The sequence below is a fragment of the Lutibacter oricola genome (genome assembly GCF_900106565.1).
GTDB classification, from domain to species: Bacteria; Bacteroidota; Bacteroidia; order Flavobacteriales; family Flavobacteriaceae; genus Lutibacter; species Lutibacter oricola.
This window is the reverse complement of the sequence record NZ_FNNJ01000001.1, coordinates 685,260-698,421: the sequence shown is the minus strand read 5'-3', so window position 1 is coordinate 698,421 and position 13,162 is coordinate 685,260. Positions and strand designations below refer to the sequence as shown.

Annotated in this window: 8 protein-coding genes; all 8 read right to left on the bottom strand. The window is 31.7% G+C overall.

Annotated features, from left to right (window positions below):
* Positions 1 to 185: 185 nt before the first annotated feature.
* Genes BLU40_RS02710 through BLU40_RS02675 form a run of 8 tightly spaced genes read right to left on the bottom strand, consistent with a single transcriptional unit; the run spans position 186 to position 13,158 of the window.
* Positions 186 to 1,814, bottom strand: a complete 1,629-nt coding sequence (locus BLU40_RS02710; RefSeq protein WP_090119449.1) for a DUF5060 domain-containing protein — start codon at positions 1,812 to 1,814, stop codon at positions 186 to 188.
* A 13-nt stretch (positions 1,815 to 1,827) separates the two neighbouring features.
* On the bottom strand, positions 1,828 to 3,240 hold the full coding sequence (locus BLU40_RS02705) for a sulfatase (protein WP_090119447.1): 1,413 nt from the start codon (positions 3,238 to 3,240) through the stop codon (positions 1,828 to 1,830).
* A 5-nt stretch (positions 3,241 to 3,245) separates the two neighbouring features.
* The gene (locus tag BLU40_RS02700; protein ID WP_090119445.1) at positions 3,246 to 4,652 is read right to left on the bottom strand and encodes a glycoside hydrolase family 28 protein; all 1,407 of its coding nucleotides are present in this window, start codon (positions 4,650 to 4,652) and stop codon (positions 3,246 to 3,248) included.
* Positions 4,649 to 6,154: a sulfatase family protein gene (locus tag BLU40_RS02695; RefSeq protein WP_090119443.1), complete on the bottom strand. Its 1,506-nt coding sequence runs from the start codon at positions 6,152 to 6,154 to the stop codon at positions 4,649 to 4,651. Before BLU40_RS02695 ends, BLU40_RS02700 begins: the two co-directional genes overlap by 4 nt.
* A 5-nt stretch (positions 6,155 to 6,159) precedes the next feature.
* Positions 6,160 to 7,677: an alpha-L-fucosidase gene (locus tag BLU40_RS02690; protein WP_090119441.1), complete on the bottom strand. Its 1,518-nt coding sequence runs from the start codon at positions 7,675 to 7,677 to the stop codon at positions 6,160 to 6,162.
* Between the two features lie 11 nt (positions 7,678 to 7,688).
* The gene (locus BLU40_RS02685; RefSeq protein ID WP_090119439.1) at positions 7,689 to 9,629 is read right to left on the bottom strand and encodes an arylsulfatase; all 1,941 of its coding nucleotides are present in this window, start codon (positions 9,627 to 9,629) and stop codon (positions 7,689 to 7,691) included.
* Positions 9,630 to 9,635: 6 nt separating this feature from the next.
* Positions 9,636 to 11,606: a beta-L-arabinofuranosidase domain-containing protein gene (locus BLU40_RS02680; RefSeq protein ID WP_139170910.1), complete on the bottom strand. Its 1,971-nt coding sequence runs from the start codon at positions 11,604 to 11,606 to the stop codon at positions 9,636 to 9,638.
* A gap of 13 nt (positions 11,607 to 11,619) precedes the next feature.
* Complete coding sequence (locus BLU40_RS02675) at positions 11,620 to 13,158, bottom strand: sulfatase family protein (RefSeq protein WP_090119436.1); 1,539 nt, start codon at positions 13,156 to 13,158, stop codon at positions 11,620 to 11,622.
* Between the last annotated feature and the right edge of the window lie 4 nt (positions 13,159 to 13,162).

Below are 13,162 nucleotides of genomic sequence, written 5' to 3'. Positions count from 1 at the left end.
CTTTACGTTTAGAAAATGTCTGTTGCTGTAAATTTATTGTAGGTTCCACAAAATTAACAGCAAAAAAATACCTAATTACAAATTGAATTTATCTGTAATTAGGTATTCTTTTAATAAACTGTGATTATTATTTATAATCAACCATAATAAAATAGATATGCTATAAAAATATTTTAAGCTATAAATTACTTAACAACTAAAATAACTGCTGCTTCTTTATACCAAGGAGAAGTAACTACAGATTTTTTAGTAATTTTTTCTTCTTTAGAATATTCTCCAGTTAAGGTATTAAACCATTGTATTGTTCTAGTTTTAATTTTTTTCTCAAAAAGCCATCCAGTAAAAATTCTATAACTACTTTTTGGCATGTAAAGAATATAATTATCTTCATTACCTTTCATACAATAACCTGCCATATTCTTTTTTGGAAAAGGTTTGTAATCTGAAAACGTATGTTTCTTAAAAAAGTTCGTAAAATGCTTGAAATACTCAAATCTTGGCTTTTTAAAACTTTCAGGTTGTTTATAAGCGTTATGAATAATAACATCCCAAGAAGCTGCCTGCCAATAATATGTTGAATAAGATCCTGAAAATGCACATTGATAATTTCTATCCAAACACGTTTCAGCATCTGTATAAAAGCCGGTAAACACTTCATATGGAGATTCTTCATAACCTCCATGTTCAATATTAAATACCGGTTTGTTTTTATATGTATTGGTATTATCTAACATTTTATCATACAACAAATAAGACCAGTCTTGACGAGAAATAAAGTCTACTTTATCCTCATTTCTTTTACAGAATCCAAAGTCGTGTACTGTTACTAATCGAGAAAAAGCATCTGCCTTTCTAACTCGTTCAATTTTTTCTAAGAAAAACGATTCATCAACAGTTCCGTATAACATAGCTTCTTTGGAAATATCCCAAAGAATATTCGGATACGCTTGGTATCTCTTTATTACATAATCAAAATACATTTTATCAGATTCTGAATTTGGCTCTGGCCAAGAAACCAATTTGTTCCAAACGTAAATCATTAAATGAGCCACAATATTTTTATCGTGCATTGAAGCTACTACTCTATCTAATTTTTTAAAATAATCAATATTTAGCGATGAGAAATCCGGATTTACATTATTTCCTAAAAATGGATAAATATCCTTTGGTGCTCCATATTCGTGTTCTGGATAATCCTGTAATTTTTCATCCTTTGGCCAATATTGTGGTGATTTCTTCCAATCTACATCATAAGAAAAAACAGTTGTTACCACTTGATTAAATCCATTCTCACTTATTAGATTTAACAAGTGATCTGTTTTTGGAATCCCTTCTTCATTTTTATAATCTAAAGCGTACATCCAATCACATTCGAAAGCCATTAGAAAATATGGCGTTCCATCTTCATAAATAAAATATTCTGGGTTCTTCGGGTCAACAATTATTTCTCCATGATGATTTTTAGAGTTTTTATCCAATACAACAACAGTTCCCTTTTTGTTATTTAATCCTTTATTCGAAGATTTTGTAGTATAAATCCACTTTCCTGGTTTAGATGATGAAAATCTTAAAATCCACTCTTTTCCTCCATTATAAAACCCTGAAATTTTCATTTCCTCACCATCTTCATGTATGAAATTAGCTGATAAATCTACATTAAAAGGGCTCTTTACTTTTCCTGAACTTTTTAAATTAACATCTAAAACTTCCCATTTTTCAATAGTTATAAACTTAGATTTTATTGGACTCGCACTGTACGTTGATACTGAAGCTGAAAACAGCAACACCAATAATATACTTAAATAATTCTTCATTCTTTATCTGTATTTAATAATGTCTTTTCTTTAATTTCTCTTTTTCAATATCAAAATTAGGGTTTTCTGTCATCATTTGAGCATCTATGGAAGATCTCCAAGCTTTTAATTTTTTTAATAATAAAGCAGCTTTCTTTGGATTGGAACTTGTAAGATTTGTAGTCTCATTAATGTCATTCTTCAAATTGTAAAGTTCTAAACTGCCATCTTCGTAAAACTCAATTAACTTCCAGTTCCCATCTCTAATTGCTCCATACGGATTTGTTCTGTGGTAATGTGGATAATGCCAATACAGTTCTTTTCTTTTAATTTTTTTTGAAGTTCCTGTTAGTAAAGATTTAATACTAACTCCATCTAAATGCTGTTTTGGTTTTTGTTCAATACCGGCTAAATCCAATAAAGTTGGATAAAAATCAGTTCCTATAACCATTTCATCGCAAGTTGAACCTCCCTTAATATTTTTAGGCCATTTTACAACAAAAGGCTCTCTAGTTCCTCCTTCGTGTGAAAACCCTTTGTACGCTTTTAATCCGCCTGTAGTTTCATCGTAATTACCGCCATTATCTCCGGTTAAAACAACTATGGTGTTATCAGCAATTCCCAATTCATCTAACTTATCTAAAATTCTTCCAACACTATTATCTAGTTTTTCAACCATTCCGGCTCTTGCTGGATCTAAATATTGATTTTTAGTATTTTTAAATGTCTTTGCTTTTTCTTTATACTTTTTTACCAATTCTGGAGGAGACATTACTGGACCGTGAATAGTATAATATGAAAAGTACATTAAAAATGGCTTATTCTTATCAAAATCATCTAAAATATCTATAGCTGCATCTGTAAGCTTATCCGTTAAAAAGTCGCCTGGTTTTCCATCATCTAAATTTGGCATATCAAAAGGTGAAAAGTATCTACCTTTACCTCTTGGGGCTCCCCATTCTCGTCCGCCAATATTTATATCAAAACCGTGGCTTGTTGGGTAGTGTTCTTCAAAATCATCTTGCCCAATAGGCATTAAATGCCATTTTCCTAAAAAAGCTGTTGAATAACCCACTTCTTTCAAGGCTTCTGGCAACAAAACTTCTTTATGCTCCATTCTCATATTCCAATCAGGTACAGCAAGTTTTGCGTGTGGTCTATTGTGCCCAACAATCCAATCAGTTAATTTTAAACGTGCTGGATATTTCCCTGTTAATATTGCCGCTCTGCTTGGTGAACACACAGTACAAGCAGCGTAACCGTTTGTAAATAGCATTCCTTGACTAGCTAATTTATCAATATTTGGGGTTTCATTAAATTCTGCTCCGTAACAACCAAAATCTCCCCAACCTACATCATCAACTAATAAAAAAACTATATTAGGTTTACTGTTTTGAGCTATAATTATTGTTGGAACTAACAATAACAACTGTAAAAATTTCTTCATTTATTTTAATTTTGAATTAAAATATCACTTTTCTTTAAAACCTTTCCATTTGCTTTAAGATTTCTACCATAATGATTTTTAACATGGTTCAATATTACAGGTACACGCTTATCTTCAGTATTGGTTTTAATTGAAATGTTTTGCAAATTTAAACCATTTAAATGTCTTGCGTAAATACCATAAGCTGGTAAACCTTCAACAACATAAAATTCTGGCCAGCGCTTCATATTATCTAAAGTATATTCTTTAACATCTAACTTTCCTGCATCTTCAATAGTACCACCACCTGAGACAATAAAATCTACATTTGAAATTGAAATATCTTCAATTTCGTGTCCTGGAATTCCTGTTAAGAAAAAAGCTGAATGTTTATCTCCTTTAGAATTATCTACAATAATATTATCGAATTTCATATTATGCATTCGTTTTAAAGGCTCATACTCTCCATTAGGAGTTTCAACACTGGCAATTTGCTGGCAGAAAGTCATAAATATAGGTCTTGGAACGTTTTCCATAACCAAATTACTAAACGTCATATGACTCATATTTCCACCTTCATTTTGCTGAATTTTCAATCCAGAATCTTGTATATCTCTAAATGTACAGTTAGAAACCGTAACATACTCAATATCTCCTCTAGACAATAATCCAATTCTAATACCTCCCCATTTTGTGGTAAAATTACAATTGGTAATAGTTACATTTCTACAAGGTTTCTCTGGAAGTGAAGTTTGCAAACAAATACAATCATCACTATTATCAAAGTTTGAATTACTGACTCTTACATTTTGACAACCATCAAAATCTAATCCATCTCCATTAAAATTAGCTCTACTAATAATTGTAATTCCATCTACCGTAATATTGTTACAATACAAAAATGCCGAAGTCCAAGCAGCTGGATTTATTAAATGAATATCACGCAAAGAAATATTAGAACAATCTTTTAATCGTATTAACATTGGACGCATAATTTTTGCCTTTCGAGGGAAATTCTTATAATGCCCGTTACCATCAATTGTGCCGTGACCTTCAAAAGCAATTGAAGTTGCATTTTCAGCATAAATTAAACAAGCGTTTTTTGAAATCTCTCCTTTGTACATATTTTTATGCACACCTTCTAGCGGATAATCATTTTGGTTTGCACTTCCTTGTAACACCGTTCCATTATCTACGTGCAATGTAACATTGCTTTTCATAAAAATGGTTCCAATAACATAAATTCCTCCACCGTCAATCATAACAGTTCCGCCTCCATTTTTGTTACAATCATCTATTGCTTTTTGAACTGCAATAGTATTTACCGTTTTCCCATCATTTATAGCTCCATAGGTAGCAATATTATATTCTTTTGCAACTACTGACACTATTGTAAGAAGAGTTAATAGAAGCGTTAATTTTAATTTGTTCATCTTTTTAATTTTAATAGATTATCCACTTTTGTACCTTCAGGTACTTTTTCAACATTTAATAGTTTTCTTGCGTTTAAAACTTTATCACCTGTTTCTTTTTGCCATTGAAACAATATATGCTGATACTTTAAGGTTTCCTCTTTGTAAGCTGAATTTAAGGCTAAGTTTACAGTTTCTTCAGTATCGTTATTTAAATTGTATAATTCAAATGCATAATTTTTTGAAGGCTTGAAATAGGCTCGCTGCAATTCATTTAAACTATCTTTTTTGTACAATTCTAGCATACTTTTAAAAGTAAGTGTTCGTTTTGCATAGCCATTCCCTCTAAATGACAACTCTGGAAAAAAGTGATGTATATACTGATATTCTTTTGAAATTACTGCTCTTGAACAATCAAAAAAATTGTTCATACCATCTCGTGTTGCAAAAATGTACTTTCTATTATTCGGTTTGTTACTTAATAAATCTAAACCCTCCATTGTTTTAGGAATTTTAATTCCTGCAGCATTTAAACAGGTTGGAGCAATATCAATTATACTAGCAAGTTCTTCATTTATTTCTGAAGGTTTAATTTTGTTTGGCCATTTAATAATCATAGGAATATGAATTCCTGATGTCCATAAACTTTGTTTGTGTCGCTGTAACGTAGCTCCGTGATCAGACATTAAAATTACCAACGTATTGTTTGCGTAACCAGATTTTTCCAATGCCTTCAAAAATTTGCCAACTTCAAAATCTACATGAGAAACAGCATCTAAACTTGAAGCCAAAACACTGCGAACTTCATCTGTATCTGAATAATGAGGTGGAATTTTAATTTTTGTTGAATCTACAGCAATTCCTCTTTCTTTTGCCCATTTTCTACCAGGAACAAATCCGTGTTTTTTTCCAGTTTCAATATTGGCATATGCAAAAAATGGTTGATTACTTTCCTTTGAATTCCATTTTCCGCCCTTAAAATAAGTTTCAATATTTTCTGGATCTATAGTTTGAAGATTTTTAAAAACTTCTTTACCACTTTCTCTATTATTTTCTGGTTTTCCTCTATCAAAATTTAAATCGGTTTTAGCAGTAGCACCGTACAATTTTTGATACATTAAATCTCCTTTACTTCTAAAATTCACTGTAAAATACCCTGCATCACTCATTAAATCTGTAAGAATTGAATATCCATCTGGCAATTTATCTATGTATGAACTTCTGTGATGGGGCGCTCCAATTGTTGAAGCGTAACAACCAGTAAATAAAGTTGTATGACTAGGACTACAAACTGTTGCCGCAGAATAAGCTCTTGTAAATAACATTCCTTCTGAAGCTAATTTATCTATGTTTGGAGTTGTAACCAACGTATTTCCATAACACCTAAAATCTGGATCCAAATCATCCAAAAATAGGATTAAGATATTTGGTTGAGTACCTTCAATTGATTTCACATTGGATATACAAGAAACACTCAAACTTATAAGAATACAAATTCCGAAATAAATTATTCTATTAATCATGATTCCTAATTTCTTTCAACTTTTAACACATAAGCATATTCACAAGGTTTATCTTTTGGAAATTCGATGTTCAAACTTTGAGCATTTTGTTTCCATTTTAATTTAGCTTTACTTCCAATTAAACTAATACTTTTTATTTCTCCCGGATACAATTTTCCATCGAAACCAAATGCTTTAACTTCTAATTCATCTTCTGGCCAATCTAAAACTATCGCATATAAAACACCGTCTTTCTGGGTGTAACGAATATCTTTTGAAGTGTATTTAGGAATTTCTGTACCATGTTTTTTACCTTGACCGTGATGTCCAGCATTTTTAACATACGCTGGTCCTTCTCCATAAATGGTCCAAGGTGTAGTTCCATAAATAGCTTCACCATTTAATTTTAACCAATCACCAATTTTATATAATTCTTGTTTTACTTCATCAGCAAAAGAACCATCAGCTTTTGGAGGAACATTCAATAAAATTCTTCCATTTTTTGAAATAATATCTGCCAACATATCTACTAAAATATTAGCATCTTTCAATTTATTCTTTGGATTGTAAAACCAAACTGCAGGCCAAGCCATATGCTGTTGCATATTGATATCTGCCATCCAAGGATCAAATTGTAACCCATCTAGATTACCATTTTCAATATCTCTCATAGCTACTCCAGGTGGAATATCGAAACTTTTATAAACAAATTCAACTTCTTTACCCCAATCTAATGCTGCATTAAAATAACTACTTAGGTAATCTTTTTGAACTTCTTCTCGAATACCATCTACAAAAAACTCCCTTTCAGTTTCAACCAACTTACCTTCTACTAATTGTTTTTTTAATTCTAAACCTACAGTTCCTCCAAAACCAACATCAACCCATACCATATCTGGTTGATATAATTCATAACCTTCTTTCATTCTATCTAACCAACCATCCAAATACTCAGCAGTATAACGACCATTTTTATCATGAACTTTTGGTGTATTTCCTCGCTTTGAATAATCGCCTTCTGGATTCATATACGTTTTATCAGATTTACTCATAGCTCCCCAAAGCGTTGTGCTATGGAATGAAGCCATCAATTTCATGTCCGTTTTGCGAATTTCCTTTGCTAACTCACCATAAATATCAACTTTTGGGCCTTTTTTAGTCGAATTCCAATCTGTAATTTGACTATCCCAATTTAAGCAACCATTTACGTGCCAAGCTACAGGGCCTGCAAATTGAGCTCCAGCTTTTTCAAATAATCCAACCCATTCCTTAGCATTAAACTTTTCTCCCTTCCATAAATCAATTGCCTCATAATCTGGTAAATCTTTTTTTCCTAATTCCAACTTTACAGATTGGGCTCCCCAATGGCTATAAATTCCAAATTTTGCATCTAACATCCATTGTGGTGTATCGTGCTTTTGTAAGGAGTTCCAATTAGCTTGGTAAGCTTCTTTTTTAACTTCAGGTTTTTCAGTTTGTTTTGATTCGCAACTTGCAAATAGCGTAATAACTAATGCTAAAATTGACCATAGATGTTTATTCATTATTTAACAATTTAATTTACTTCTAGTGAAGTAGTTTGATTTCTTATTTTTTCTTGAATTTTCCATACTTCTGAAAATTCAATTCCCAGATTATCACAAAAGGTTTTACAAATTTTAATATTCTTATCATAAGACTTGTAAAGGTTGCTTAATACAGAATTATACTCGGAATATTTTCTACCTGAATTTACCAAAGCGAAATAAGACATTGGTAATTTCTCCATTCCCAAAGTTGTCTTCATCTTCACCTTAGATTTTTTCAGTTCTTCTACAATACTTAAACCAATACCTCTTCTTTTGTTCATCAACTTTTTATATTGTTTTTTCTCTTCTAGCCTCTTAAGAATTTGTTTTTGTTGCTTTGTATAATATGACTGAAAATACATATGTGATTTTAACCCTGTATAGCTATCAACATCGTCAATCCAATTTCTATAAACTACATCTAATGAATCTACCAATTTTGGAAATTTACGAGCCAAATTATTGGTTTCGGCACCATCTTTTTTCAAATTGTATAATTCCCAAGGGTAATCGTACAAATGTAAAATTGCTCCATCTCCACCGTCTGAAACAATTTTCCAATCGTTTGCAATTAACATTCTACTTCCTTGAAAATAACCTTTAAAATTTTCACGTGTTACACCTTCATTATAAAAAGCAGGCACCAAACTTTTTCCTGATAAGGGCCTTATTTTCCAAGAAGTTTTTAATTTTCCTTCTGCTGGAACTTTCCAAGTTTCACCTTCAGGATAGGTGACTTTTGCCAATTCTAAAAAAGTAGGCATTATATCAGTTAAATTTCCTTTTTGTCGTGTAATTGAGCCCTTTTTTAAGTTTCCATTTGGCCAACTAACAATAAATGGTGTTACTTGCCCACCATTAAAAGTTGAGCGTTTGTAACTTTTAAAAGGTGTATTTGAAGCATTTGCCCATTCAATCCCTAATTTTGCCTGAGAGTTTTTTAATCCAGGTTTGTTGTTTGGATTAACACCATCCCACATATGTCCTTCTGCATTTCCGCCATTGTCCGAAAGAAAAATAATTAAGGTATTTTCTTTTTTACCAGTCTCTTCTAATTTTGCTATAAGTTTTCCAATATTTTGATCCATTCTATCAACCATTGCAGCATAAGTTGCCATAGTTAAATCAGCAATATCTTTATTTTTATAATTTTCCCAAACAGTTACTTTTTCATCTCTTTTTGTTAACTCCCAATTAGGTTCAACAATTCCCATTTTCTGCTGACGTTGAAATCTTTCTTTCCTTAACACATCCCAACCTTTTAAGTATTTCCCTCTATGTTTTGCAATATCTTCTGGCCAAGCTTGTAGTGGATAATGTGGAGCATTGTAGGCTACATACAAGAAAAAAGGCTCGTTATTATTTTCTTGGGCATCTAAGTAGTTAAGAGCTTTGTTAGTAAAAGTATCTGTAGTGTAAAAATTTTGTTTTAATTCCGAAGGAAATGATTTCAAAACCTCAGCATCTTCCATATACTTTTGTTTGGCGCCAGGCTTAAAATAGTTAAATGAACCACTTACGGTTCCAAAAAAATGGTCAAAACCTCTTTTTACGGGATGTTCTTTTCCGTGCCATTTCCCTGTCATTAATGTTTTATAACCTGCTTTTTTAAGCATTTCAGCAATGGTAACTCCGTTTTGCATTTGAGTTGGCGGACCAGCACAACCTGTTTCTATTGGATATAAACCTGTTAATAAAGATGCTCTTGAAGGTGCACATTTAGATCCATTTATAAAATGGGTAAATCGAATACCTTCCTTGGCTAATTTATCAATATTTGGAGTTTGAATTTCACCTCCATAACATCCAATATCTGAATAGCCCAAATCATCAGCAAAAATTACGACAATGTTTGGTTTTGTGTTTTGAGCTGAAAGAAATTGACTAAAAAATGCAAGAAAACAAACAATTAAAATTCTTTTACCCATAGTATTTTAATTTGTTTTTGGAAAAATTGTCATTCTTAAATATGTAGCTCCCAAAGGCACTAATTCTAATGTTTCAATTTTATTATCTAGCTCTAATTCATTTGGAAAAGAAGGCGCATGTTTTGTACCATCAATTTTCCAATTATTAACTTTTTTTGCTGAAACTTTTATTTTTACTGGTGTGTTTTCTAAATCCCAAGGGTATTGATTTTCACTTATTGTTGTTTGACTAAATTTAGCTTCACTACCATTTTTAATATCTAATGCATAACTCCAATTAGAAGTTGGATACATTAATTTATTTGGAAAGTTAGCCAACTTTGCATCTCCTATATAAGGGAACATAATTTCTTTTTTATTAACAGGAAGTGAATACACCAAAGGACCTCTTTCAACTGCAAATCCTTCATTTTTTTCTCCCCAAGTGGTTAACTTCAATTCCATTGGAAGTTTAAGTATTATATTGTCGTTATTAGCAAATTTTCGTTCAACTTGAACCATTCCTTTTTCAATTACAAACCTTTTTAATTGTTTGCCATTCACTAATATCTCTGGGTTTTTACACCATTCAGGAATTCTCATTCTAAAAGCAAACTTATTTTTTTGCTTCATATTAAAGGTAAACGAAATAGCTTCATCAAACGGATAATTTGTCTCTTGTTTAATTTTTATCTCTGCTTCATTTTGGTTGAAACTAAATTCTGAAGCACCATACAATGCCGCCGTTACACCTGAATTATCTGAATTTTGCAACCACATTCTACTTACATAAACAGGCATCATTCGTTGAATATTTCCAGTACAACATTCTGTATCATGTCCTGTTCTATAACACATTCTTCCTGTAGCCATTCCACCCCAATCTAAATGTATATTAAACTGACTTGTTTCTTCCGCAGCAACTGGTTGATTGGGCGCTGAATAATATTGATGTGCTTTAAAATTTTTATCCAACGATCCTAAACCTGCATTAAAAATTGCTCTTTCAATAATATCTCCCCAATGTCCATCATTAGTTGCCATAAACATATATCCTGCACTCCAAGAAAGGTCTACAATATCACAAGTTTCGTGAGCCATATTTACGGCTTTACCACCTAAATGTTCTACAGAACTTTGACAACCATCTACCAACATATGGTGTTTCTCCAATTTATGTAAAGCATTTAATGATGCATCTAAATATTTTTTATTGCCTGTGTACAAGTATAAAATTGCCGGGATTTTCACTTGCTCAACAAAACCAACTCCGTGCCCTGAAGGCGTTTCATCAGAAAGCATTCTATCTAACAATTTCGAAGGTAAATTAACTCCCTTTTTTTCATTCCCATATTCTCCACCCAAACTTGTTCCTTTGTTTGAATGAAAACTATTAATTGCTAATTCAAGAAGTTTGTTATTGTTGGTTTTGCTATAGAGCCACAAAATTTGTTCAATGTTCAACAATACTCTTCCTTCATCAAATAAACGTGGTGTCTTCAAGAAATTATCTGTCATTTTAGATAAAATCTCTTCATTTTTTGAAACCTCGTATTCCGCCATTAATGCTCTAAAATAAACTACTCGTGCCCAACCATCTGCCTTTGGTTGTCCAAGTATGCCACTTTCATCTATATTATTAAATGTGTATTCAAAATTTTGCTTGGCATAGTTAATCAAAGCTGTATCGTTTATTAAATAACCGCATCTTAAAGTACCATCAATATAATAAGCTGTTTGTTCATAAGGCCACCAATCTTTTCCTGCGTGCCCTACAGGAATATTAATATCTTCCATCCACATATTGGTATTGAAAGGATATCCTGAAACTGTTGGACTGCTTCCTAAACCATTAGCTTGTCTTTGTAAAAACTCTTTTATCCATCCTTCAGGTTTTATTGAAGTTAAAGCAGCTTCTTTACTTTTTCCGAAATATTGCTGAGCGTTTATACTAAACACAGTTAACAACAATAAAATAATGCTTGTTATATTTTTCATTTTGTAGCGTTTATTAATAATAATCCCAAAAATCAACAGGGTAATTATTGTGTTCTTTATAATCGTTTAGTTCAATTGCTTTTGCTCTCATTTCTTTTCTCATAGAAGCTAAAAGCTCTTTATATTCAGGTAAAAACGCCAAATTAGTTGTTTCCCAAGGGTCTTTTTTAAAATTGAAAAGCAAGGTTGTTTTAGTACCAGAAACAAATGTTGCATTCGTTTTTTTATCACTGTCTGGTGCTCTTACAAATTCTATTAATTTATATTCACCTTTTCTAAAAGCTCTTTGGTGTTGTCTATACGCGTGATACGTATAATTTCTCACCTGTTTTTTTTCACCATTTATAACTGGTAATAAACTTTTACCTGTTACTGAATTAGGAATTTCAATATTAGCAATATCGCAAACTGTTGGATAAATATCGTGTATATAACTAAAGGCATCATATCTTTTTCCTTTGCCTTTAATTTTTCCTGAAATAATAAAAGGAACGTGAATTCCATCTTCATCATACACATTTTGTTTTCCTAACAATCCGTGATTTCCAACACCTAATCCGCTATCTCCAGATAAAACAATAATAGTGTTTTCATATTGTCCTGTTTTTTTTAGCGTTTTAATTACTCTTCCTATTTGAGCATCTAAATGTGTAATTATTGCGTAATAATCTGATAAATGTTTACGGGCAATTTCTGGAGTTCTTGGCCATGTTGCCAAAGCTTCGTCTCTAATTGTCATATGCCCATTATCAAAAGGATGTTGCGGCATATAAGAAGGTAATAACTCCATTTTATCTTCAGGATACATATCCTTATATTTTTTCGGAGCTTGTCTAGGATCGTGCGGAGCGTGAAAAGCCAAGTACATAAAAAATGGTTTTTCTTTATTATTTTCTGAAATAAAATCTATTGCTTCATCAGCATATATTTCAGAAGTATGAGGTCCATTATGCTCGTTATTTATTGGCCCTCTTACTTCACTTTTATCAACTGCTCTTTTTACAATATTTCCTTTTTTATCGTACACAAAAATATAAGCTTCATCTTTTTTATATTTTCCATCTGCTCGCCAATCCCATAAAGGCATTCTATAATGATCAGTTAAATAAATCCCTCTACTCATTACTGAACCTCCACTTGTAAACATTCTACCCAAAGATTGATTGTCTTGATGCCATTTACCTACAAAATGTGCATTATAACCTTCAGATTGAAACGTTTCTCCAATAGTTTTATGTTCTTTTGGTATAACACGTCCTATACCTTTTAAATTGAATAAATTTCTACCTGTTAACAATTGAGCTCTACTTGGCATACACGTTCCGCCATTATATGCTCCCATTAAGTACGTGTTTGTAAAAATGATTCCTTCTTTAGCTAAAGCATCAATATTTGGAGTTTTTACTACTTCGCCTGCCAGTTCATGAATACCAGAATACCTATGGTCATCTGTATAAATTAAAAGCACATTTGGTTTATCTGATTTTTTTTGAGCAACAAGATTTGTTGAAACTAGAATTGCCAACAAACAAATTTTAAACAAATTTTTCATTACA